Here is a 23,644-nt window from a genome sequence, read left to right as displayed (position 1 = left end):
CGAGCGGCTTAAGCCGCTTGTTTTGTTTTTATTATGCAGTTTTTCACAGTTTGACCTGTAAAGCTGTTATCTCAGGAACGTGTACGTCATGGGTGACCCCTTTTATCAGGCTGATCATCGGCTATCCGGTCTAGGCCGTCTCGCAGAAGCAGGGGCGATATGCTTGGGCGCGTTAGGCATCTACCTGATGATCGCTCTGGTGAGCTTTAATCCTGCTGATCCAAGCTGGTCTCAGACCGCCTGGCAGGGGGATATTCACAATGCGGCAGGCACCTTTGGCGCCTATACCGCAGATATCTTATTGTTTGCTTTCGGCTTCATCGGCTATTCTGCCCCCTTTATCTGTGCGCTATTGGCGTGGGCGTTGTTCTGGCGACCCTGTCCCGTTGCACAGCTTAATTTTTTCACACTAGGCCTGCGGGTGCTCGGGTTCACCTTAACCCTGCTATCTAGCACTGCGCTGGCCAGTATTAACGTTGACGATTTCTTCTATTTCACGTCTGGAGGTGTAGTGGGGGACATCCTTGCTTTGCTGATGGTACCGGTGTTCGGTTTGTTGGGTACCACCATTATTCTGTTGGCGCTACTTGCCTGTGGCGTCACCCTGTTTACCGGCATGTCTTGGGTGCACATTGTTGAGCGCATTGGCGGTGGCTTGATTAGTGGCGTTAGCCGAGTCAAGCAAATGCCAGAGTCGCGCCGCCAGAAAAAGCTGCAAGAGCAACACGATGATGTGCTAATGCGCGATTATAACGAGGCGCCAAGCTCAGATTCCGCCGAGCCCGTTCAGGTAGAAGAGCCCAGCTTTGACACGCAGCCTACTGCTGATGCCAGCAGTGAGGAAAACTACAACTGGCTAACTGATTCGGCACCTGAACTACCTGAGGATGCAATCCAGGATTGGCATGCTGCCGACGAGCCTGAGGGTGAGCCTCAAGAGCCTATTCTGCTTGAGCGTGAGCATGTGGGGATGGATGAGTTGATGGGGTCCGATGCGCCAGTCGCCAAGCCAAAAGCTAAAGCGGCCACGCCAACTGCTGCCACCGCGTCCGTTAAGGCCCAACCGAAGTTGCCCGCATTGCCTGAGATGACGCTGCTCGATCGCCCCGACAAGCAGCAAAACCCGATCTCGCAAGAAGATTTGGATAATATCTCACGCTTAGTCGAAGCCAAGTTGGCTGACTTTGCAGTGAAGGCAAAAGTGGTGGCGGTTCATCCCGGTCCGGTGATTACCCGCTTCGAGCTAGATCTCGCACCGGGTGTCAAGGTTAGCAAGATTTCTAACTTGTCTAAGGATTTGGCGCGAGCGTTGTCAGCGATTAGCGTGCGGGTGGTGGAAGTAATTCCTGGTAAATCGGTGATTGGTCTGGAGCTGCCAAACCGCTACCGCGAGGTGGTGTACTTAAGCGAAGTGATCGACAACCCGGTCTTCCATAACAGCAAGTCTGCGCTGACCATGGTGCTGGGTAAAGATATCGCCGGCCAGCCGGTGGTGGTCGATTTGGCCAAGATGCCGCACTTGCTGGTAGCGGGTACTACCGGCTCGGGTAAGTCGGTAGGGGTGAATGTGATGATCCTCAGCTTGCTGTATAAATCGACTCCCGATGATGTACGCCTGATTATGATCGACCCCAAAATGCTGGAACTGTCGGTCTACGAGGGGATCCCGCATCTATTGGCAGAAGTGGTCACCGATATGAAAGAGGCCGCCAACGCCCTGCGCTGGTGTGTCGGTGAGATGGAGCGTCGCTACAAGCTGATGTCGGCGCTTGGCGTGCGTAACCTCAAGGGCTACAACCAGAAAGTGTTGGACGCTGCCGCCAACGGCACTCCTATTGCTGATCCGCTCTGGAAGCCCGGCGATAGCATGGATGAGATGCCTCCGCATCTAGAGAAGCTGCCTAGCATCGTAGTGGTGATCGACGAATTCGCCGATATGATGATGATCGTCGGCAAGAAGGTAGAAGAGCTGATTGCCCGTATCGCGCAAAAAGCCCGCGCTGCAGGTATCCACTTGGTACTGGCAACCCAGCGCCCATCGGTGGATGTGATCACCGGTCTGATTAAGGCCAACATCCCAACTCGTATCGCCTTCCAGGTATCGAGTAAGATTGACTCGCGTACCATCCTTGACCAGCAAGGCGCTGAAACGCTGCTGGGTATGGGCGATATGTTGTACTTGCCTGCAGGAACCGGCGTCCCCACCCGTGTTCACGGCGCCTTTGTCGATGATCACGAAGTGCATGCGGTGGTCGCTGCCTGGAAAGAGCGTGGCGAGCCCAACTATATTGATGAAATCCTCTCCGGCGAAGCGGGCCCCGATGCCTTGCTGCCCGGTGAGCAGGCCGAGGGTGATGAAGAGCTGGATGAGCTCTACGATCAAGCCGTCGCCTTTGTCACAGAATCTCGCCGGGGCTCGGTCTCCGGTGTGCAACGTCAGTTCCGAATTGGTTACAACCGGGCTGCACGTATCGTCGAGCAGATGGAGATGCAAGGCGTGGTTAGCTCTCCCGGGCACAACGGCAACCGCGAAGTTCTCGCGCCGCCCCCGGTTAAACTCGATTAGGTAACGATATGAAGAAGATTGTTTCTGCATTGGTGCTGGCAGCATGCAGCGCCGGTGCCGTGGCCAGCGATGTCACCGCTGAGTTAAAGCAAGCGCTAGGGCGCTTTGATGCGTTCTCTGCCAACTTTGAGCAGCGGGTGATTGATATCGATGGCAACTTGGTACACCAAGCTGAGGGCGAGTTGCTTCTTGCCAAGCCGGCCAAGCTGCGCTGGCAACAGACCTTCCCAGAAGACGACTTAATTGTCTCCGATGGCGCAACGCTGTGGTACTACAGTCCGTTTATCGAGCAGGTCAGTATTATGGATGCCACCAGTGCGGTAGAGCATTCGCCGATTGTATTGCTGTCTGATCAACGCGACAGCACCTGGCAGCAATACGCCATCGAGCGAGAAGGCGAGGGCTATCTGCTCACCAGCAAAGAAGATGCGCTGCAAGCGCGCTTCTGGGTGAAGCTCGATGGCCAAGAGCAGGTCGAGCGCTTCGATATCATCGAGCAAAACGGCCAACGTAGTGAGTTTGTGCTGTCTGGTCTAAATACTAGCCCCGACTATCAAATCAGCGATTTTCAGTTCGTTATTCCCGACGGAACCGCTGTGGACGACCAACGTTAATGAGCCTGTCGCTAGACTTCTCTGAGGATTTTCGCCCCCTGGCTGCCCGCATGCGGCCAACTCGTATCGAGGAATATGTGGGTCAGCAGCATATCCTCGGTGCTGACACGCCGCTGCACCGTGCCATCTCCAAAGGCCAGTTGCACTCGATGATCTTGTGGGGCCCGCCGGGTACCGGTAAAACCACCATAGCTGAGATTGCCGCCAAGAACGCCAACGCAGAGGTGGAGAAGATCTCCGCGGTCACCGGCGGCATCAAAGAGGTACGCGAGGCCATCGCCAATGCCAAGCAGAACCAGCAAGTTGGCCGGCGCACGGTATTGTTCGTCGACGAGGTGCACCGCTTTAATAAAAGCCAGCAGGATGCCTTTCTACCTTATGTAGAGGATGGCACCGTGGTGTTTATTGGCGCCACCACCGAGAACCCATCCTTTGAGCTCAACAACGCACTATTGTCCCGCGCCAAGGTCTATGTGCTCAAGCAGCTCGGCGATGAGGATATCCTAAGCCTGCTGGAACGCGCAGTGCAGCACGACCCGGTTCTGGCCGAGCAGGCGATCGTTGTCGACGATGAATGCCTGAGTCTGCTCGCTAAGATCGCCTCTGGCGATGCCCGCCGTGCATTGAATTTGCTAGAAATGATGTGCGACTTGGCGGTAGTACAAGCCGGCCATAAGCATCTTAATAAGCAGCTTCTGGCCGAGGTAGCGGGTGAGCGCTATAGCCATATCGATAAGGGTGGCGATCAGTACTACGATTTGCTCTCGGCGCTGCACAAATCGATCCGCGGCTCATCGCCCGATGCTGCGCTTTTTTGGTATTGCCGTATTCTTGAAGCCGGTGGTGACCCGCTGGTGGTAGCGCGCCGCTGTTTGGCTATTGCCTCAGAAGATGTTGGCAACGCAGATCCGCGCGCCATGCAATTGGCAATCAACGCCTGGGACTGCTTTACTCGGGTCGGGCCTGCCGAAGGCGAGCGGGCGATAGCGCAAACCGTGGTGTACTTGGCCTGCGCGGCCAAAAGTAATGCGGTGTATACCGCGTTTAAAGCCGCCCGCAATGCCGCCAAAGAATATGGCGATATTGGCGTGCCGGTACATTTGCGCAACGCGCCCACCAAGCTAATGGCCGAGCTGGGCTTTGGGCAAGAGTATCGCTATGCCCATGATGAGCCGAATGCTTACGCCGCCGGGGAGTGTTACTTCCCAGAGCAGCTGCAAGATCTGCGTTTCTACCAACCCAACGAACGGGGACTCGAGAAGCAGATCAAAGAGAAACTGGATTATTTGGAGCAGGTTAACCGCAATAGCCCGGTTAAACGCTACAAAAAATAGCCAGTTCGCCCCACAACCGACGAAATATCATTGGTTTGTACCCAGCTCGCTTGCATCGTGCCCGCGAGTTGATAAAATTTTTCGCCTTGGCCCTGTGAACGGGCAAATGTGATAACTACCCATACTTGGCACGACGCCAAAAGATACGAAGGTTTCTGATGCTTGACGCTAAATTTCTAAGAAGCGAAATTGAGACTGCCGCAGCTCTGCTTAAAAAGCGCGGTTATGATTTGGATGTGGCGCAACTGACTGCGCTGGAAGAGCAACGCAAAGAGTTACAGGTACGCACCGAGCGCCTGCAAAACGAGCGTAATGTACGATCCAAGTCCATCGGTCAAGCTAAGGCGCGTGGCGAAGATATCCAACCCCTGTTGGCTGAAGTTGGCCAACTGGGCAGCGACCTGGACGCAGCCAAGGCCGAGCTAGCTGAACTGCAAGGCCAACTGCAGGCGCTGTCTTTGGAAGTGCCAAACCTGCCGCACGAGTCCGTGCCAGAAGGTAAAGACGAAGACGAAAACGTAGAACTGCACACCTGGGGCGAGATCCCAAGCTTCGACTTTGAAGTGAAAGATCACGTCGACCTAGGGGAAGGCGCACAAGGTCTGGACTTTAAAAACGCGGTTAAGATCAGTGGCTCGCGCTTTATCGTGATGAAGGGCCAAATTGCCCGCCTGCACCGCGCATTGGCGCAGTTCATGCTCGATACCCACACTCAAGAGCACGGCTATCAGGAGCTGTACGTACCGTATCTGGTGAATGCCGACTCACTGTATGGCACCGGTCAGCTGCCTAAATTCGGCGAAGACCTGTTCCACACCCAGCCGGCGACCGAAGAAGGCGTGGGCATGAGCCTGATCCCAACCGCAGAAGTGCCGGTGACCAACATGCTGCGCGACACCATTGTCGACGAATCTGAGCTGCCAATTCGCATGACCGCTCACACGCCATGTTTCCGCAGTGAAGCGGGCTCTTATGGTCGTGATACCCGTGGCCTGATCCGCCAACACCAGTTCGACAAGGTTGAGATGGTGCAAGTGGTACACCCAGAAAAATCCTACGATGCGCTGGAAGAGATGCGCCAGCACGCCGAGAACATTCTGCAAAAGCTTGGCCTGCCTTACCGCGTGGTAACGCTGTGTACTGGCGATATGGGTTTTGGCGCAACCAAGACCTACGATCTGGAAGTGTGGCTGCCAGCACAAGACACCTACCGCGAGATCTCGTCGGTGTCTAACTGCGAAGCCTTCCAAGCGCGTCGTATGCAGGCTCGTTTCCGCGCCGCCGGTGCGAAGAAGCCTGAGCTGCTGCACACCCTGAATGGTTCAGGTCTGGCAGTAGGCCGCACCTTGGTAGCTATCTTAGAGAACTACCAGCAGGAAGATGGCAGCGTGGTGATTCCTGAGGCGCTGCGTCCATACATGGGCGGCGTAGAAAAGATTGGCTAAGCCGTCGCTGTAATAACAGCCAATAAAAGCAACAGCCAATAAAAAAGCCACCTGATGAGGGTGGCTTTTTAGTATCCAGCGTTTGTTGTGCCATCACAGCGCATAGCGATGGCTCTGTTGATGGAGCTGATACTTGCTTTGGCAGGCCTTGCAGCGCTGCTCGCAGGGATCGGCTTCGAGCAAGGACTCTTCGATGGGCTCCTCGCAATCGCAGCACATGCCAAATAGCCCCAGCTCGATTTGGCATAACGCAGCATCAACCCGCTTTAAGTCGCCAAGCAGGCGATAGATCGCCAGTACTGGTTGTTGACTGGCAAGCTCAATCAACTCGGTGGTTTCCATGGCATACAGCGCTTGCTCGTTTTGCTGAGCGAGTCTGGGCAGCGACGCCACAAGCACCGGGATAATTTGATTTTTTAGCTCAACTAGCTGCTGATCTAGTCGTTGCTGATAGTTAGCGATATTCACGGCATATCACCATTGCATCTACATTTGATCAGGAGTATAAACAGCGCCCTGAAACCCCGGCTATGACTTGAATCAAAACGAGATCAACTAAGCTTTGCAACCAAATAACAATAGAAGTCAATTGGATATGAATAATACCTCACCAAACACCGTCACACTGGCACCAATGGAAGGGGTACTCGATCCACTGATGCGCCAGCTACTTACTGAGATAAACGACTACGATCTATGTGTTACAGAGTTTGTCCGCGTGGTTGATTGCCTGCTTCCCGAGCATATCTTCTACAAGCTCTCGCCGGAGCTAAAACAAGGTGGTGTGACCAGTGCTGGCACGCCGGTACGCATCCAATTGCTAGGGCAAGACCCACAAGCCTTGGCCGAAAATGCGGTGCGTGCCATCGAATTGGGCTCGCCCGGTATTGACCTCAACTTTGGTTGTCCGGCCAAGTTGGTCAATAAAAGCCGTGGCGGGGCAGCGCTTTTGAAAACCCCCAACCTTATCCGCGATATTATCGAAGCCGTGCGCCGCGTAGTGCCAAGCGATCTGCCGGTATCAGCCAAGATCCGCTTAGGCTGGGAGTCGGCCGAGGAGAGCTTCGATATCGCCGCGGCGGTTGAGCAAGCCGGAGCCAGCTCCTTGGCGGTTCACGGTCGTACCAAGATGTGTGGTTACAAGGCTGAACGCATCAACTGGCCAGCTATTGCCGCCGTGCGCGAGCTGGTGAGTATCCCGGTGGTTGCCAACGGCGAGATCTGGAGTCATCAAGACGCCCTTGAGTGCGTCAAGGTGACCGGTTGCCGCGACATCATGCTCGGACGAGGGGCCTTGAACACCCCCAACTTAGGCAACGTGGTCAAGTACAACGCACCGGCGATGACTTGGCAGGAAGTGATGGCGCTGCTGCTGCGTTACACCCAGCTAGAGTGTCGTGGCGACAAGGGCAAGTACTTCCCGAATCGCATTAAACAGTGGTTTGCTTATCTCAATAAGGTTTACCCAGAGGCCAAGGCGCTGTGGCCAGAGCTGCGGGTGCTGCGCGAGAGTGCCCAGATTGTCGATCTGTTGAACGCTCAAGGCGCGTAATACCCCTAGTTTTGTTCGGTGTTTCTAAGGGCGCGGGTTAGTTAGACTGGCGCCCCAGAAAAGGAACACTATTATGAAAACGGATTTTAAAGAAAACTATCATCTCGGCCACTTCTTAGGCTTCATCGCTGTACTGTTATTGCCCACTTTGCCGCTTAGCCTGACTTTACTTGGGATAATGTCATAGCTTGAGTGCCTTGGGCTTTGCATTAGCCCCGGATCTTGCGATAATTCTTGTTTAACCAACGCCAAAGCCCATCCGTCCTATATGGGCTTTTTTGTGAATAATTGGAATTTTGCATGAGTAGCGACTCTTTGGACTATATCGCTAAGTCGATTAAAGCCATCCCAGACTATCCTAAGCCCGGTATCATGTTTCGTGATATCACCTCCTTGATTGAAGACCCAAAAGCCTTTGCGCTAGTGATCTCCCAATGGGAAGAACATTACCGCAACGCTGGTATCACTAAAATCGTTGGTACCGAAGCGCGTGGCTTTATCTTTGGTGCGCCGTTGGCTCTGGCCTTGGGTATCGGCTTTGTGCCTGTTCGCAAACCGGGTAAGTTGCCGCGTCAGACTCTGGCTGAAAGCTATGAGCTGGAATACGGCATGGATACGCTTGAGATCCACCAAGATGCGCTTACCAGCGAAGACAAGGTACTGCTAATCGATGACCTGATCGCCACCGGCGGTACCGCAGAAGCCACCGTGAAACTGGTTCGTCGCTTGGGCGCCACCATCGAAGATGCCGCATTTGTGATTAACCTGGTAGACCTGCCCGGTGAAGCAAAGCTACGCTCGTTGGATGTGAATCCAACCCATCTGGTTGCCTTCGAAGGCGAATAAGCGGTAATTGAATGAGTCACCAAGCCCTCGCCAGAAAATGGCGTCCTCAGCGTTTTGAGCAGGTTGTAGGCCAGCAGCATGTGTTAGCCGGTCTAGTGAATGCCCTTGATCAACAACGCCTGCATCACGCCTATCTGTTTTCTGGTACCCGCGGGGTGGGCAAAACCACCATCGCGCGGATCTTCGCTAAAAGCCTTAACTGTGAGCAGGGCGTAAGCAGTCAGCCCTGTGGCGTGTGTAGCAACTGTGTCTCTATCGACCAAGGCAACTTTGTTGATTTGCTGGAGATTGATGCGGCCTCGCGTACCAAAGTTGAGGACACCCGAGAGTTGCTGGACAACGTGCAGTACAGCCCGGCCCGAGGGCGCTACAAGGTCTACCTGATCGACGAAGTGCACATGTTGTCTCGCCACAGCTTTAACGCACTGTTGAAGACCCTGGAAGAGCCGCCAGAGCACGTGAAGTTCTTGCTGGCGACCACCGATCCGCAAAAACTGCCGATTACCGTGTTGTCGCGCTGTTTGCAGTTCCAGCTAAAGGCGCTCAGCCAGGACGATATCGCTAACCAGCTCAATCACGTGTTGACCCAAGAAGGCTTGGGTTTCGAGGCTGAGGCGTTGCCGCTGCTGGCCAAAGCCGCTGACGGCAGCATGCGTGATGCGCTAAGCCTGTGTGACCAAGCTTTGGTGCAAAGCAGCGGATCGCTTAGTCGTGATAACTGCTTGGCGCTGTTGGGGCAGCAAGATCCCATCCTGCTCACCGAATTGTTGATTGCCGTGGTTGAAGGTGATGCTAGCGCTGCGCTGGCCCAAGTCGACCAGTTGGCGGAACTCGCCCCGGATTTTGACAGCCTACACCAGCAACTCGCCGAGCAGCTTCATCAGCTCGCGCTGGCCAAGGTGTTGCCCGAGCGCTGCGATGACAGCCTGGTGGCCTTGGCGCAAGTGGTGGATGCTCAGCTGGTTCAGCTGCTCTATCAGATTGCTACCACCGGCCGTCGCGACCTCGCGTACGCTCCTTCGCAACGCTCCGGCTTTGAGATGACGGTATTGCGGATGCTGGCCTTTGAGCCTGCATTAAACGAGCAGGGACAAGGTGATGCCCAATCGTCGGGACAGCAGCCGGTAGCTGGTTCTTCTGCAGCCGGCGTGATGGGCGAAAGCGCTTCAGCTGAGAGCCCTCGTCAACATCTGCAGGCGCTCAAGCAAAAACTTGCCGGTGCCAAGAATGCGAAACCCGCTGATCAGACGAAGCCTGTAGAGCGCCCAGCGGCTAGTAGCAGCGCTCAGCAAGCGTCAACACCGCAAGCCGAGTCTGTAATTGCTACTGCCTCGCAAGCAAAGACAGGAGCAAATGAAGCTGCTCCTGCTGCGAGCGAGTCCGTTCAAGACGCCAGCCCTGAGCAAGCTAACAGCCCTGAGCTAATAGACAGCCCGGAGCAAGCGGCATTGGTCGCCAGCGCCGTGAAAGAACAGCAAGAGATTGTTGAGCAGGCACAACAGCAAGGCTTTGTTGAAACGCCCGTTTCTGCGGCTAAGCCTACAACAGCGAGCCAAGTATCGGATGAGCCTGCAACAGCGAGTCAAACATCGACGGATATCCCGTCGGTAGCCGCGCCGCAAACGGCGGATAACCAACCAGCGCAAATGCCATCGGAGCCTGCACAGCCTGCTGCTGACAACAGCGACGACTACTACAGTGCTATGGCCCAGCAAGCTGCAGCAATGGAGCAAGAAGTTGAGGCGGAGCACTATGAGCCGCAGGGTGCCAGTCCTTCACTGGATGCCTCGCACACCCAGTCTTTGATTAAGCTGCGCAGCCAACTTCGAGCTAAGGAAGGTGGCGAAAAAAAGCCTGAAGGCGCAGCAGTAGATGCTGCAGATCTGGCTCAGCGCGCGGCGCGTGCTGCTACCTTAGATTTCAGTGCGCCGCCTGAAGGGGGCGAACCTGCCAGTGCGAGGGCTGCTGATAATTCTGCTCCGCAGCTGCATACTAGTGCGGTGGAGCAGGGCAGTGCTGCGTTGGATAGCCAAGAGCTGACTCCGGCTCAGCAGTTTGTGGCCCAGCGCAATAAACCCGCACAAGCAGCGCAAGATGTCCAAGCGCAGCGGCCGGTTGAGCAGGTCAGCGAAGATCTGGACCAGTGGGCAGTTTGGGTGGAGCAGATGCATTTGGGGCCGATTGCCCGGCAGATCGCCCGGCATAGCTTGTCGCGGGTAGAAGGCAACGTAGTACAGCTATTGTTGAAACCCGACTGCGCACACCTGCAAAAGCCTAGCTCGCTATCTGAGCTTACCCAGCAGCTATCGCAGTTGCATGGCAAGGCGATGGAGCTTGCCATCACCATCGGTGAAGATGCCAGTCAACGCACCCCGGCTGAGCAGCGGCATGCCTTGCACTTAAAGCGTCTGGATCATGCTAAGCAGCGTTTGTTGGACGATCCTAATATTCAATTTATGCAGCAACGCATGGGCGCTGAGCTAAATGGCGACAGCGTCAATTATACAACTTGATTTATTGCGGCAACCTCGGTGTAATTGCCGCATTACAAACCTAAACGAAGTGAGATAACCATGTTTAAAGGTGGAATGGGCAATATCATGAAGCAGGCGCAGCAGATGCAAGACCGCATGCAGAAGGCCCAAGAAGAAATCGCCAAGATGGAAGTAACCGGTGAAGCCGGTGCTGGCCTGGTTAAAGTAGTGATGAACGGTAGCCACAATATTCGTCGCGTAGAGCTGGATGACAGCTTGATGGAAGACGATAAAGACATGATCGAAGATCTGTTGGCTGCTGCGGTTAACGACGCGGTACGTCGCGTGGAAGAGCAAAGCAAAGACAAGATGGCGGAAGTCACCGGCGGTATGCAGTTGCCACCGGGCATGAAGATGCCATTCTAAGCGCGTTCGCTAGCTACGAAAAAGGCCGCATCTGCGGCCTTTTTGCTATCTACAGCATTGCGACTACTTCTTACGACAGTACTCAGCAATGATGTACATCGACTGGCCATTGGCCTTGCCCGATACGTGGGTCGGATCGTTGTCGTTTACGCCAATACCGCGCACCACAGTGCCTCGTTTGATTACTTGGCTAGAACCTTTGATAGGCAGGTCTTTGATGATGGTGACATCGTCGCCTTTTTGCAGAATAACGCCGTTCACATCGCGCGGTTTATCTGCGCCTGCTACATGAGCGCCACTCTCGGCCCACTTCAGCATATCTTCTTCCAGATACAGCATATCCAGCAGATCTTGCGCCCACGGCTCAGCGTTAAGGCGGCTCAGCATACGCCAGGCCATCACTTGTACCGCTGGGGTTTGGCTCCACATGGAATCATTCAGGCAGCGCCAGTGGTTTTGATCCAAGGCCTCATTCTCGCCTTCAATCTGTGCCAGGCAAGTGCCGCAGACGTGGATAGCTTTATCTGAGTGCTGCTCTTGCTCGGGGGGCAGGGCGTAAACACTCAGGTTGTCGGTGCTGCTGCACAGCTCACATTGGCCGCCGCTGCGCTCGCTCAGGGTTTGCTCAATACTCATAATTTTCTTCCGGGATTTCAATTGGCGCTATTATGCCCAAGCCCTTGTCGTTAGTCAGGGCTTTGGCGAAGTTTAGTCAAAGAAATTGGCCGGTTTGCTGTAAGTTTCGCCAGTGGCGAGCAGTTAACGACGCAAACACTGGAGCTGACAGGGATTTTTGGTAAAATTCGCCAGCATCGAATCCGCCGCGTTTTTGTGGCCACCACCTTGAAGGATGACAACATGAGCCTTGCCGATAAGGTACTAGCTGTTAATGATGACCTGCCGATCCGTACCGACAAACCGGTACACAGTGGAAAAGTGCGTTCTGTTTACTGGTTAACTGAGCAGGATAGCCGCCGCCTGATCGAAGAGAAGGGCTATCCGGTATCGCCTGATACGCCGCTAGCCATCATGGTAATCAGTGACCGCATCTCAGCCTTTGATTGCATCTGGCATGGTGAGCAAGGCCTTAAAGGTGTTCCCGGTAAAGGCGCTGCGCTGAATGCGATCAGCAACCATTGGTTTAAGCTGTTTAAAGAGCAAGGTCTGGCAGACAGCCATATCTTGGATATCCCGCATCCTTTCGTTTGGATTGTGCAAAAAGCCCGTCCAGCCAAGATTGAGGCGATTGCCCGTCAGTACATCACTGGTTCTATGTGGCGTGCCTATGAGAAGGGCGAGCGCGAGTTCTGTGGCATTACCCTGCCAGAAGGCCTTAAGCGCGACCAAAAACTGGATGAGATCCTGATTACCCCGTCTACCAAAGGCATTCTTCGCGGCATTCCCGGCGTGCCTGAAGCGGACGACGTGAACATCACCCGCCAGAACATTGAGCAAAACGTGGAAGCCTTCGGCTTTAAGCAAGGCGCCGATATCGACCTTTACGAAAAACTGCTCAAAGAGGGCTTTGCGGTTATCAGCAAGGCGCTGGCCGAAGTGGATCAAGTGTTTGTCGATACCAAGTTTGAGTTTGGTTACGTGACCGATGAGCAGGGCCAAGACAAGCTGATCTACATGGACGAAGTGGGCACCCCGGACTCATCGCGTATTTGGGATGGCGCCGAGTACCGCGCTGGTAAGGTGGTAGAGAACTCCAAAGAGGGCTTCCGTCAGTTATTGCTTTCACACTTCCCTGACCCGGATATCCTGCTGAACAAAGAGCGTATGGACGAGCGTGAAGCCTTGGCCCGCGACAATGCGTTGCCAGTGTCGGTTCTTGAAGAAGTCTCTCGTACCTACATCGGCATTGCTGAAAAGATCACTGGCCAACCTATCATGGTTAGCGATAACCCAAAAGCTGAGATTATTGCCGTGCTAAAAGAGCACTACGATCTTATCGCCGACTAACCCCTCCTAAACAGCACTGGTAGTCTGCTGCCAGTGCTGTAACTCCTTCACCACCGCACGTACCACCTCTTCATCCCCTCGAGCCAATGCCGGGCCTAACTGCTGGAACTTGTCCGTTAGCGGCGTGTCCACAAATTTTTCATGGGCAGCACATAGCTGGGTTAAGCGCGTATTGGCGTCGGCACCGCTGTTGCTATCGAGATGACCAAGGGTCAGCTGCAGTTCGTCACAAAACAGCTGCCACAGGCATTGCTCCAGTCCATTCATGTTGGCTATTGAGTGACCTTGCTCACTTTTATCAGCTGGCTTTATTGGCGCGTGGGTATCGGCAAGCGCCTGTTCCAATAGTGCATTGCTGTGCTCGACATTGAGCGATTCGATAAGCTCGGGGAGCAGGCCATCCTGTGCTGCATCATCGTTATCATCATTCACCGCTATCAGTTGCTGCGCCAAGTCTTGAATATCGCTATCCTCGGACGGCTCAACGTGCAGCAGCGCTAGGCTAATGGTGACCGCCTGCTTGCTGAAATCAGCCTGCCAGCCTTGTTGTTTGCAGATCTGCCGATAGAGCTCGCGACTGGCAATGTCGATGTCACTGGCGCGCAAGGCAAAGCGGATGGTAAGCGTTTTTTGGCCCTCGTCTTGTTCAAGGCTGAAGCATGGCTCCTCAGCCTGCTCGCGGCTCTGTATACCAAGGGCTTGCAGGCAAAGGGCTTGTAGTAAGTAGAACAGGGCCTTAGGGTTGCCTTTAGCAAGCGCATTGGGCGCAACAGGGCAGTTGGGAAGTGTGTTTATGCCGAGCTGAGCGAGGCTAGTGAGTAGCTGTTCCAGCGCTTGCTCCACACTAAAGGCCTGATTCTTATCGCCCATACCTTGGGCGTACCACTGCAGTTGCAATAGTACGCTTAGCTCGCCGCTGGCGCGCAACACCTCTCGGTATTGCTCACTGACCAGCGGATCGCTTTGCAGTCCCCTGCGAATTCGCCCTAACTGTTTTTGCCCAAGCTGATGAATCAAGGTGATGCTCTGGGCCAGTTGTTGCTGCCAGCTGCTTTGCTTGAGCTTGCTACTGCGTCGTGGCGATTGCTCGGGCAATAACTGAAGCAGGCTGACTTCGCCAAGCTCCGGGTGATCAAAGGCGTTAGAGCTGACACTACGATAGCCTTGAGCGCTCTTATGTTGCCCTTTGATGTGAACGCCTTGCTGCTTATCGAGCACAAATAGCTGGTCAAGCGGCGTATTTTCTATCTCAGTGGCGCTGTCGAATAGGGCGTTAAAGGCTTGGTTATAAGCCATTATTCGGCGTTCAGGGTCAACAAAGGCCTGCGGCAGCGGTAGATCTAATAGGTCTAGCGCCAACCGGCTAAGGTCGTCGTTGTTATCGGGTATCGGCTCTATGCTCTCTAGCGGCGGTTGAATAGTGATTAGCCGAAGGTGCGCTTGTTGGGTGTCGATAGTCTCTATCGCTGCTGGGTACACCTGTCCAGCAATGCTTAGCTCAAATGGGTCGTTGTCCTGTTGGGGCGTGTCAGCATTTTGCTCTGTGCTGGTAAGGGCGGTTAACAGCGCCTCAATGCGCAGGTCGGGGAAGGCAGCGTTCGCTGCGTCGTTGATGTAGTGCGCTTGTCGCTGGTCATCGAGCAGCACCGCGGGGTGGGTGAACGCATCCAGCAGTGGCTGATAGCGCGACAGCGAGTCCTCGGCTTCGGCGGGCTTGCGCACCACTTTTCGTAGCGCCAGCGCCTTATCTGCCAGGCCAAGCCGGAGTTCGTTAATCTCGTCGGTATAACCCTGTACTTCAGCATCCAGTTTTTCGATATCCAGCCCACCGAGAGAGTGTAGGCTTTCATTCGGGTTGTGTTGGACCGCTGAGCTGCTTGCGCCGCGATGGTAGTGCTGCCAGCTGGCGAGCAGTAGCGATAACGCCAAGCCGCCACTGGCGAGCAGGGCCAGCAGTTGCTGGGCCGCGGGTTGCTCGAGCTTGACCAACAGCCACTGTTCGAAGCTAAGGCGGTTTAGATTGACCGCCAGGCTGACGATTTGCTGATCTTCGGGCACCCGTGAATAGTCGGGCAGATAGGGCTCGGCGGTATCGGGTTTGTCGGCCAGCGGACGCAGACTTAACTCGACCAGTGCGATATCGGGCGATGCCTCGAGCTGCTGGATCAGGTCGATCAATTGCTGGCGCTTACCTTGTTGCGCCAAGGACTCTGCCAAGGGGCTGATCAGGCTGAGTTGGTGATTGGCGCGGATCGCCACATCGCGCTGTTCTTGGTGGTAGTCCCAGTAGAGCAGCGGCAAACAGCCCAGCGAGACAGCAATAGCGAGCAGCAAGTAGTTACGTATGGTGGTGGCTAGCATAATTCCCTATGCGATAAGTTGTGGGGTATGGCGATCCTTCACGTTCATTATTGCCCGTAGTTTGTGCACTTGTCATGCCTCGCGGCGATTGAAGCTGAAATTATTGGCCGAGGCTGATATCGTTAGCGCAGATTTAGCTATCACTCGACACCATGAAATACACGCCGAAGATCGATCAACTTATTAAGGCCCTGCAGGCGTTGCCAGGGGTTGGCCCGCGCGGAGCCCAGCGCATGACCTTTAACTTGCTGGAGCGCCAACGCGATAAGGCGCTCAGCCTGTCGCAAGCCCTTGCTGAGGCAGTGGCGGATGTGGGCCACTGCGAGCAATGCAATAACTTTGCTGAAGAGACCTTGTGTCCTATCTGCCAGTCGAGCAAGCGGCAAAACTCGGGTCAGGTGTGTGTGGTTGAAACACCCGCCGATGTGGCTGCCATCGAGCAAACCGCCCAGTACTCCGGCCTGTACTTTGTGTTGATGGGCCATCTTAGCCCGCTCGATGGTATTGGCCCTGAGCAGCTACATCTGGATAAGCTGGAAGCGCGCTTGGCCTCCCAAGAGATCGATGAGCTGATCCTGGCCACCAACCCTACGGTGGAAGGTGAGGCAACCGCCTACTACATCGCCGAGATGGCCAAGGCCAAACAGGTGAAGGTAACCCGCATCGCCCACGGCGTGCCCTTAGGCGGTGAGCTAGATAGCGTCGATGGCACCACGCTGTCCCACTCGCTGATTGGTCGACAGAGTGTGGGTTAAGCGCCACAGCAGCAGTTAAGGCTGAGCAACGTCGATTAATTGTGCAACTAAACTGCTTTCGGGCAGTTTTTTCGTTTTTGGCCGTTGAAAAGCGCTAACTCATCCCCATTTCGAAAGTAACAGTAAAAGTGCCGTATTCAGGTACTTATCCATGGTCACAGTTACAGAGGAAAAAGGGACCCATGACTGAGCAGAAACACGTAGAAAAACACGGGTTTACTACCGAAGTATCACAACTTCTTCAGTTGATGATTCACTCTCTCTATTCAAACAAAGAAATCTTCTTGCGCGAGCTTATCTCCAACGCCGCCGACGCCGCTGACAAGCTGCGTTTTAAAGCGCTGGAAAACAACGCCTTGTACGAGGGTGATGGTGAGCTGCGTGTGCGTGTTAGCCATGACAAAGAAGCGCGCACTCTAACTTTGTCTGATAACGGCATCGGTATGACCCGCGACGAGGTTATCGAGCATTTGGGTACCATCGCTAAATCGGGCACCAAAGAGTTCTTCGGTAACCTGAGCGGCGACCAAGCGAAAGACTCGCAGCTAATCGGTCAGTTCGGTGTGGGCTTCTACTCGGCCTTTATCGTAGCCGACAAGGTCACCGTTGAGACCCGCGCGGCAGGTGCTGAGCACAGCCAAGGCGTACGCTGGGAAAGCGCTGGTGAGGGCGATTACACTGTTGCCGATATCGAAAAAAACGGCCGCGGTACCGACATCATCCTGCACCTGCGTGAAGGTGAAGACGAGTTCCTTGATGACTGGAAACTGCGCAGCATCATCACCAAGTACTCTGACCATATCTCTATTCCGGTAGAGATGTTCCGCGACGAGCAGCCTGAGAGCGAAGGCCCAGATGGCGAGAAGATTGAAGCGGTACCGGGCGAGTGGGAAGCAATCAACAAAGCTACTGCACTGTGGACCCGCGGTAAGAACGAGATCTCAGAAGAAGAGTATCAAGAGTTCTACAAGCACATCTCTCACGATTTTGCCGATCCACTGGCATGGGCGCACAACAAGGTAGAAGGTAAGCAGGAATACACCAGCTTGCTGTATATCCCAAGCAAGGCCCCGTTCGATTTGTGGAACCGCGAACGTCAGCATGGCCTGAAACTGTATGTTCAACGCGTGTTCATCATGGATGACGCCGATGAGTTTATGCCTAGCTACCTGCGCTTTGTGAAAGGTGTGCTGGATTCAAACGACCTGCCACTGAACGTGAGCCGCGAAATTCTGCAAGACACCAAGGTAACTGCTAACTTGCGTAGTGCCTGTACCAAGCGTGTGCTGACCATGCTGGAGCGCATGGCCAAGAACGACGCTGAGAAGTACCAAAACTTCTGGAACGAGTTCGGTCAGGTGCTAAAAGAAGGTCCTGCCGAAGACTTCGCCAACAAAGAGCAGATCGCTAAGCTGTTGCGTTTTGCCTCGACCCAAGGCGAAGGTGCCGACCAAACCGTGGCGCTGGCCGAATACATCGAGCGCATGAAGGAAGGTCAAGACAAGATCTACTATGTTACCGCCGACAGCCATGCCGCTGCTGCTAACAGCGCCCACCTGGAGATCTTCAACAAGAAGGGCATCGAGGTGCTGCTGCTGTCTGATCGCATTGACGAGTGGCTACTGAGCCACCTCAACGAGTTCGACGGCAAGTCGCTGGTATCGATCACTAAAGGCGATCTGGACCTGGGCGAGCTGGACGATGAAGAATCGAAGCAGCAAAAAGAGCAGGCCGAGACCGAGTACGCCAGCTTTGTTGAGCGTGCTAAAGAGAGCCTGGGCGACAAGGTGAAAGACGTGCGTCTGACTCATCGCCTGACCGATACCCCGTCGTGTATCGTGGTGGATGAACACGACATGACCACCCAAATGCAGAAGCTGATGGAAGCGGTGGGTCAACAGATCCCTGAGCAGAAATACATCTTCGAGCTGAATCCACAACACCCATTGGTGAAAAAGGTGGCCGACGAGCAAGACGACGGTGCCTTCAGCGAGTGGTTGGAGCTGTTGTTCGAGCAGGCCTGTCTGTCCGAGCGCGGCAGCCTAGAAAACCCGGCCGACTTTATCAAACGCATTAACCGCTTGTTAGGTTAAGCGACTGATCACAAAAGGGCAGCATTGAGCTGCCCTTTTTGTTACTTCTCGGTTAGCGCCGGGTTATCCTTGCTAAAATAATAAAAATTTCAAACGGTAATGGATATGCGCAAGACTTTCTTGTGGCTGCTGCTCTGGCTAAGCCCTCTGGCTTATGGACAGGCACAAGCGCAGACTACAATCTCCCTGTGGAACGCCCACAATCCCTCTTCTTATCTTGATGATGTGCTCGCGCTGTTTCATCAACAAAATAATAACGATGTTATCAAAAACAACTTCCTGTCAGAGAAACTAAGGGAAGAGGTGCTCAATCAAGCCTCGACCAATTCGTTGCCCGATGTGCTGTATGTACCTGCCGATTTTGTCGGTATCAATCAGACCCTGTCGGCCTCATTGGTGCCCGATGAGTGGTTGAGTGAGCAGCTCGATCAACGGATCTTAGCCAGTGGCCAGGTGGATGGGCTGCAATACGGCATCCCGCTGTTTCAAGGCAATCACTTGGTGCTGTACTACAACAAATCGCTAGTGACTAACCCGATCGCCTCCTTTGAGGCCTTAAGTAGCCAAGCGTCTGAAGAACTGCTCAGTCACGCATTTCCGATTACTTGGCACTACCGGGAGATGTACTGGTTTGTCAGCTTTTTAGGCGCATTTGGCGGCTGGCCGTTGGAAGACGGCAAAGTCACCTTAGATACACCAGCCATGGTACAGGCGCTTAACTACTATCGTGGATTGAAAGATAAAGGCTTGGTTGATCCCAACTGTAATCACGACTGTGGGGTACAGCGCTTTATCGATGGCCAATCCCCCTACATGATTAACGGTGACTGGACCTATCAAACCCTGCGTGACGCCTTAGGCGACAAACTCGGGGTAGCTTTGTTGCCTCAGGCGGAAGCTAAGCCCTTGGTCTCAATGTTCTCCAGTTACGTATTAGTGTTCCCCGATCCCGACCAAGACAAACTCCCAGCACTGCGTGAGTTTGCTAAGTTTATGCAAGGCGAACGGGCGCAACAGATCGTATATCAGAACGGGCGCTTGATTCCGGCCAACCTTGACGCCTTGGCTGGTATTGAACAACTTCGTGATGACAACGACTTGGTGATTGAAAAGCAAATGACCTTAAGCCGCGCAATGCCCAATGATGAGTTGATGACGATCGCGTGGATTGCGATGCAACGTGGCTTCAACCGCTTTATGGATCACGGCTATACGGCTGAGCAGACCGCCACAATGATGCAAAGTCTGGCCGATGCGCAAATCAACAGGGCAGGGCTGCGTTAATGAGAATGCGGCTACGCACGTTTTCGCTCCTGCTCATTATACTCGTCTCGATTATCCCAACCTCTATTGTTGCGCTGACCCTGTACAAGCAGGTCCAGCAGTTCGTCTTCAAAGATGTTGATCGGCAGTTGCAGACCACGGTTCAACAAGTGGCCAGTGAGCTGTCGCATCGTCAAGAAGTGATGACCAACGGGTTACAGCTGTTGTCAGAGCAAGATCGGGTGGTGCGGGGCATCGATGACTTGATCCATTCGATCTACCTGCCGGACATCCTTAAAGACTTTGTTGAAGCCACACCGTTGATTGAGTCGCTCTACTTACTCGGTGCCGATGGTTTGGTGGTGGAAGCCTATCAAGGCAACATCTTGGCCTTGGAACAGTCACAGATCCTCGCCAGTCGCTATAAGGACCCGGAGCTGGGTGAACGGGTCTATACCATGAGCCAGGTCGAAGTCGTGGAGAACCATGCGTTAGTGGAGCGCACCGGCCCCCACTCGGCGCTGTTGTTCAGTGTCCCGATTTATTCCGATAAGGCGATGGACAGGGTCGATGTGAAAGGCTACCTAGTGGCGGTGGTGCCCATCTACAAGCTGGTGGATATCGCCAATGGGATTTTGACCAACCAAGAAAGCTTTGCCATCTACTATCGCCATGAGCGACTTGAAGGCAATGTCGTGGGGGATGCGACCCATGATGTAACTCACTCCTCCAGAGTGGCTTTTAGCGGCCACAGCTACCAAAACGCCGTGTGGCTAAGCGTAACGGTGGGTCAAGATATTGCTCGGCTGGATGAGTTAGTCCAAGAAGCGCTGCGCCCAAGTGTTATTAGCGGTGCGTTGATACTACTGGCGGTATTTGTTGCGGTGATGGTGATGGCGCACTTTGCGGTGCGGGCATTTGGTGGTCTTTATGCGCTACTCACCGACTTTGAGTTAGGCAAGAGTATCGAGCATCGCCGCCGCTCGCACTTTTCCATCAAAGAGTTTGCTCATGTCGAAGAGCTATTGGGCGAGATGAAAGACACCATCGGCGAGCAGTTGCGCACGGTAAACCAAAAGAACCAAGAGCTGGCCCGGGTCGATGAGCTGCGCGCAGCTTACCTGGAAGAGGTGCAATCGCTAAACAACGAGCTGGAGTTCAAAGTCGAAGAGCGTACTCAGGAGCTGGAAGCCTCCATGAGTAAACTGGCCGGCAGTAACCTGTTCTTCGAACAGCTGGTACAGTTCCGCCGCACCTTAGAGGCTAGTGGTCGCAACCGGCAGATCGTTAGCGCCAGTCTGCATTTGTTAAGCGGCAGTTTCCCGGGCTTAGGTATGGCACTGCAGCTTCCTCAAACCGGCGAGCATCGTTTGGTGCAGCAATCGGTGGGGCTTGACCCGTTTGATTTTGACGCAATCAACCAACGTGTGCCTGATTATCGAACCCAGCGCTGGGAGCGCACCAGTATCGAGTTTGACGATTGGCAGCCGCTGGTATTTGCGATTCCCAGTGGTCAGAATCAACTGGGTTGGCTATTGGTGGATAATGCAGAGCTGGATGAAGAAAGCTCCAACCAAGTGTTGCTGGTGGTGGCAGAGCTCAGTGCCTACCTGGAAAACCGCGCCCTGAATGAGGAGCTGGCATTTCTCGCGCGGGTCGACTCGCTTACCGGGCTACTCAATCGTAAGTCCTTCGACGAGCTGCAGTTCGAGCTATCGACCCAGCTCGATGCGGATATTGGCTTGGTGATTATCGATGTGAATGGCCTGAAACAGACCAACGATCAGCGTGGCCACCAGAAGGGTGACATGCTGATTCGCTCGGTGGCTAAGCAGCTACAAGAATGTAGCGCCGACATTACTCAAAGTGTGTTCCGTATAGGCGGCGATGAGTTTGCCATCGTCATGCACGATACCGAGCTGCAGCGGGAAGCGTTGTTGCTGGAGCGGCTAGAGAAGAGCCAACACAGCAAGCTGTCTATTGCGCTAGATGCCTTCGGCGGCGAGCCCTTAGTGAGCTTCTCCTTTGGCTATGCGCGAAGTTCAGAGCAGAGCCTCGGCGATCTTTACAAGCTGGCCGACCAAAAAATGTACGAGAACAAGCGACACTACTATCAGTTGCGCCGCCAGGCTGAACTTTAGTCGCGTGTGACTTGAGATAGCGGGCCTGAACGTGTAAATTCACCGTCTAAAATAGTCACTATTAATCAAAGGATAAGCAATCATGCGTATCATTCTTTTGGGAGCGCCAGGCGCTGGTAAGGGAACTCAGGCTCAGTTCATTATGGAGCGTTACGGAATTCCACAAATCTCCACCGGCGACATGTTGCGCGCTGCTGTAAAAGCGGGCACCGAGCTAGGCCTCAAAGCTAAAGAGTTGATGGACGCAGGACAATTAGTTCCCGATGATTTGATCATTGGACTGGTTAAAGAGCGTATTGCACAAGACGATTGCGCGAAAGGATTCTTGTTCGACGGTTTCCCACGTACCATTCCTCAGGCTGATGCGGTAAAAGAAGCCGGTATCACCATCGATGGCACCGTAGAGATCGACGTACCCGATGAAGACATCGTTAAGCGTATGGGCGGCCGTCGCGTTCACCCAGGCAGTGGCCGTGTATACCACGTGGTGTACAACCCACCAAAGGTTGAAGGTAAGGATGACGTAACCGGTGAAGACTTGGTTATTCGCCCTGACGATGAAGAAGCCACCGTTCGCGATCGTCTGAACATTTACCACGAGCAGACCGAGCCGCTAGTTGCTTACTACCAAAACGAAGCCGCAGCTGGTAACGGCAAGTGCTTCAAGGTAGACGGCACCTTGGCAGTCGCAGAAGTGAGCAACAAGATTGCTGAGCTTCTCGACTAGTTACCCTTTATGAGGGTAGAGGCGGCCTAGGTAGGCCGCCTTTTTTATGTGATAATCCAAGCCATTAGCAAATAAATCATGGAGGAGCGATGGTCCCAGCCAGCGATGAACGATTCGCCGTTATCCTGTGTAACCTCGGTACGCCCGAGAGCGCCACACCCAAAGGGGTGGCCAAGTTTCTGCGTCGTTTTCTGTCAGACAAGCGGGTGGTCGACTTGCCCCGCGCACTTTGGCTGCCTTTATTGAACGGCGTGATTCTGCCGCTGCGGTCCCGCCGTGTTGCCAAGCTCTATCAACAGATCTGGCTTGATCAAGGTTCGCCATTGGCGGTGATTAGCGAAAACCTACGCGCCAAGCTGGCCAAGGAGCTAGATGGCCGCGCCGAGGTTTTGCTGGCAATGAACTACAGCGATCCCGACATCGCTCAGGTACTTGAGCAGGTGGTACAGCAGGGCTTTGACAAGGTACTGGTGCTGCCGATGTATCCCCAGTATTCGGTGACCACCACGGCGCCGGTATTCGATGCCTATCACCGGGCCAGCCAAAAACTCTACCGCCTGCCCGAAGTGCGTATGGTTAGCCACTATTATCAGTCGCCCCGTTACATTCAGGCGCTGGCCAACAGTATTCGCCAGCAGTGGCAGACTGAAAAGCCTGGCGAGGTGCTGCTATTCTCCTTCCATGGTATCCCTGAGCGTTACTCCAAGCTCGGTGACCCCTACGCCAAGCACTGTGAAGCTACTGCCGAGGCCGTTGCACTGGAGCTCGGCCTGAGCCAAAAACAGTGGCGTTTGTGTTTTCAATCGCGCTTTGGCAAAGAGCCCTGGCTACAGCCCTACACCGACGAGCTGCTGGCGGGCTTAGTTGAAAAGGGCGTGAAGTCGGTGGACATTATTTCTCCGGCCTTTGCGACCGATTGTCTGGAGACTATCGAAGAGCTGGGCAGCGAGCTGCGTGAAGAGTTTATGGAAGCAGGCGGCGAGCACTATAACTACATTCCCGCGCTAAACGATGGCGCCGACCAGCTAGCGCTCTATCGCGAGATTATCGAACACCACACCCAAGGCTGGTAATGCGCATAA

At 54.2% G+C, this 23,644-nt stretch carries 18 protein-coding genes; 15 read left to right on the top strand and 3 right to left on the bottom strand.

The genetic code is table 11. From position 1 onward, the window contains the following. Nucleotides 1-88 precede the first annotated feature (88 nt). From G461_RS0115705 to serS, 4 genes are all read left to right on the top strand, one after another. Nucleotides 89-2,566, top strand: coding sequence for a DNA translocase FtsK (locus G461_RS0115705; protein WP_026972553.1), 2,478 nt, complete (start codon nucleotides 89-91; stop codon nucleotides 2,564-2,566). A gap of 8 nt (nucleotides 2,567-2,574) precedes the next feature. Then, entirely contained in the window at nucleotides 2,575-3,180 is a 606-nt protein-coding gene (lolA, locus tag G461_RS0115700) for an outer membrane lipoprotein periplasmic chaperone LolA (protein WP_026972552.1), read from the top strand. After that, nucleotides 3,180-4,514 carry a replication-associated recombination protein A gene (locus tag G461_RS0115695; RefSeq protein WP_035480444.1) on the top strand — a complete coding sequence of 445 codons (1,335 nt, stop codon included), beginning with the start codon at nucleotides 3,180-3,182 and terminating at the stop codon, nucleotides 4,512-4,514. Before lolA ends, G461_RS0115695 begins: the two co-directional genes overlap by 1 nt. Nucleotides 4,515-4,672: 158 nt before the next feature. Beyond that, nucleotides 4,673-5,959 carry a serine--tRNA ligase gene (serS, locus tag G461_RS0115690; protein ID WP_026972550.1) on the top strand — a complete coding sequence of 429 codons (1,287 nt, stop codon included), beginning with the start codon at nucleotides 4,673-4,675 and terminating at the stop codon, nucleotides 5,957-5,959. Nucleotides 5,960-6,052: 93 nt separating this feature from the next. Here serS and G461_RS0115685 read toward each other — a convergent pair whose 3' ends face one another. Next, a complete protein-coding gene (locus G461_RS0115685; RefSeq protein WP_026959979.1) occupies nucleotides 6,053-6,427 on the bottom strand; it encodes a TraR/DksA C4-type zinc finger protein in 375 nt (124 codons plus the stop codon). A gap of 127 nt (nucleotides 6,428-6,554) precedes the next feature. On the opposite strand from G461_RS0115685, the gene dusC reads away from it, so the two are divergent. From dusC to G461_RS0115660, 4 genes are all read left to right on the top strand, one after another. Next, nucleotides 6,555-7,511, top strand: a complete 957-nt coding sequence (gene dusC, locus G461_RS0115680; RefSeq protein ID WP_084429300.1) for a tRNA dihydrouridine(16) synthase DusC — start codon at nucleotides 6,555-6,557, stop codon at nucleotides 7,509-7,511. A gap of 300 nt (nucleotides 7,512-7,811) precedes the next feature. Continuing rightward, a complete protein-coding gene (gene apt / locus G461_RS0115670) occupies nucleotides 7,812-8,357 on the top strand; it encodes an adenine phosphoribosyltransferase (protein WP_026972548.1) in 546 nt (181 codons plus the stop codon). Between the two features lie 11 nt (nucleotides 8,358-8,368). Then, the gene (gene dnaX, locus G461_RS0115665) at nucleotides 8,369-10,870 is read left to right on the top strand and encodes a DNA polymerase III subunit gamma/tau (RefSeq protein WP_026972547.1); all 2,502 of its coding nucleotides are present in this window, start codon (nucleotides 8,369-8,371) and stop codon (nucleotides 10,868-10,870) included. A gap of 60 nt (nucleotides 10,871-10,930) precedes the next feature. After that, complete coding sequence (locus G461_RS0115660) at nucleotides 10,931-11,257, top strand: YbaB/EbfC family nucleoid-associated protein (protein ID WP_026959974.1); 327 nt, start codon at nucleotides 10,931-10,933, stop codon at nucleotides 11,255-11,257. A 63-nt stretch (nucleotides 11,258-11,320) separates the two neighbouring features. Here the strand turns inward: G461_RS0115660 and G461_RS0115655 are convergent, their stop codons facing one another. Continuing rightward, nucleotides 11,321-11,893: a PhnA domain-containing protein gene (locus G461_RS0115655; RefSeq protein WP_026972546.1), complete on the bottom strand. Its 573-nt coding sequence runs from the start codon at nucleotides 11,891-11,893 to the stop codon at nucleotides 11,321-11,323. Between the two features lie 222 nt (nucleotides 11,894-12,115). On the opposite strand from G461_RS0115655, the gene G461_RS0115650 reads away from it, so the two are divergent. Further along, nucleotides 12,116-13,222, top strand: coding sequence for a phosphoribosylaminoimidazolesuccinocarboxamide synthase (locus G461_RS0115650; protein WP_026972545.1), 1,107 nt, complete (start codon nucleotides 12,116-12,118; stop codon nucleotides 13,220-13,222). Between the two features lie 6 nt (nucleotides 13,223-13,228). Here G461_RS0115650 and G461_RS0115645 read toward each other — a convergent pair whose 3' ends face one another. Then, complete coding sequence (locus G461_RS0115645) at nucleotides 13,229-15,583, bottom strand: hypothetical protein (RefSeq protein ID WP_026972544.1); 2,355 nt, start codon at nucleotides 15,581-15,583, stop codon at nucleotides 13,229-13,231. Between the two features lie 152 nt (nucleotides 15,584-15,735). Between G461_RS0115645 and recR the strand changes: the two genes are divergently transcribed. The 6 genes from recR to hemH all read left to right on the top strand — a co-directional run bounded on the left by recR (nucleotide 15,736) and on the right by hemH (nucleotide 23,635). Beyond that, nucleotides 15,736-16,338: a recombination mediator RecR gene (gene recR / locus G461_RS0115640; protein ID WP_026972543.1), complete on the top strand. Its 603-nt coding sequence runs from the start codon at nucleotides 15,736-15,738 to the stop codon at nucleotides 16,336-16,338. A 182-nt stretch (nucleotides 16,339-16,520) separates the two neighbouring features. Further along, entirely contained in the window at nucleotides 16,521-18,431 is a 1,911-nt protein-coding gene (gene htpG / locus G461_RS0115635) for a molecular chaperone HtpG (protein ID WP_026972542.1), read from the top strand. 105 nt (nucleotides 18,432-18,536) lie between these two features. Next, nucleotides 18,537-19,715, top strand: coding sequence for a sugar ABC transporter substrate-binding protein (locus tag G461_RS0115630; RefSeq protein ID WP_026972541.1), 1,179 nt, complete (start codon nucleotides 18,537-18,539; stop codon nucleotides 19,713-19,715). Then, on the top strand, nucleotides 19,715-21,835 hold the full coding sequence (locus tag G461_RS0115625; protein ID WP_084429296.1) for a sensor domain-containing diguanylate cyclase: 2,121 nt from the start codon (nucleotides 19,715-19,717) through the stop codon (nucleotides 21,833-21,835). The genes G461_RS0115630 and G461_RS0115625 overlap by 1 nt, the downstream gene beginning before the upstream one ends. 82 nt (nucleotides 21,836-21,917) lie before the next feature. Further along, nucleotides 21,918-22,562: an adenylate kinase gene (gene adk / locus G461_RS0115620; protein ID WP_026960539.1), complete on the top strand. Its 645-nt coding sequence runs from the start codon at nucleotides 21,918-21,920 to the stop codon at nucleotides 22,560-22,562. A gap of 89 nt (nucleotides 22,563-22,651) precedes the next feature. Continuing rightward, nucleotides 22,652-23,635: a ferrochelatase gene (gene hemH / locus G461_RS0115615; RefSeq protein ID WP_026972539.1), complete on the top strand. Its 984-nt coding sequence runs from the start codon at nucleotides 22,652-22,654 to the stop codon at nucleotides 23,633-23,635. Nucleotides 23,636-23,644 lie beyond the last annotated feature (9 nt).

This window comes from Aliagarivorans marinus DSM 23064 (genome assembly GCF_000429485.1).
Classification (GTDB): Bacteria; Pseudomonadota; Gammaproteobacteria; order Enterobacterales; family Celerinatantimonadaceae; genus Aliagarivorans; species Aliagarivorans marinus.
This window is presented reverse-complemented; position numbering and strand designations above follow the sequence as displayed.

Coding starts and splice junctions, on each gene's coding strand:
- G461_RS0115645 (WP_026972544.1), bottom strand. CDS start 15,583: ATGCTAGCCACCACCATACGTAACTACTTGCTGCTCGCTATTGCTGTC.
- G461_RS0115655 (WP_026972546.1), bottom strand. CDS start 11,893: ATGAGTATTGAGCAAACCCTGAGCGAGCGCAGCGGCGGCCAATGTGAG.
- adk (WP_026960539.1), top strand. CDS start 21,918: ATGCGTATCATTCTTTTGGGAGCGCCAGGCGCTGGTAAGGGAACTCAG.
- G461_RS0115625 (WP_084429296.1), top strand. CDS start 19,715: ATGAGAATGCGGCTACGCACGTTTTCGCTCCTGCTCATTATACTCGTC.
- G461_RS0115705 (WP_026972553.1), top strand. CDS start 89: ATGGGTGACCCCTTTTATCAGGCTGATCATCGGCTATCCGGTCTAGGC.
- htpG (WP_026972542.1), top strand. CDS start 16,521: ATGACTGAGCAGAAACACGTAGAAAAACACGGGTTTACTACCGAAGTA.
- G461_RS0115630 (WP_026972541.1), top strand. CDS start 18,537: ATGCGCAAGACTTTCTTGTGGCTGCTGCTCTGGCTAAGCCCTCTGGCT.
- G461_RS0115650 (WP_026972545.1), top strand. CDS start 12,116: ATGAGCCTTGCCGATAAGGTACTAGCTGTTAATGATGACCTGCCGATC.
- G461_RS0115695 (WP_035480444.1), top strand. CDS start 3,180: ATGAGCCTGTCGCTAGACTTCTCTGAGGATTTTCGCCCCCTGGCTGCC.
- lolA (WP_026972552.1), top strand. CDS start 2,575: ATGAAGAAGATTGTTTCTGCATTGGTGCTGGCAGCATGCAGCGCCGGT.
- dusC (WP_084429300.1), top strand. CDS start 6,555: ATGAATAATACCTCACCAAACACCGTCACACTGGCACCAATGGAAGGG.
- serS (WP_026972550.1), top strand. CDS start 4,673: ATGCTTGACGCTAAATTTCTAAGAAGCGAAATTGAGACTGCCGCAGCT.
- recR (WP_026972543.1), top strand. CDS start 15,736: ATGAAATACACGCCGAAGATCGATCAACTTATTAAGGCCCTGCAGGCG.
- dnaX (WP_026972547.1), top strand. CDS start 8,369: ATGAGTCACCAAGCCCTCGCCAGAAAATGGCGTCCTCAGCGTTTTGAG.
- G461_RS0115660 (WP_026959974.1), top strand. CDS start 10,931: ATGTTTAAAGGTGGAATGGGCAATATCATGAAGCAGGCGCAGCAGATG.
- hemH (WP_026972539.1), top strand. CDS start 22,652: ATGGTCCCAGCCAGCGATGAACGATTCGCCGTTATCCTGTGTAACCTC.
- apt (WP_026972548.1), top strand. CDS start 7,812: ATGAGTAGCGACTCTTTGGACTATATCGCTAAGTCGATTAAAGCCATC.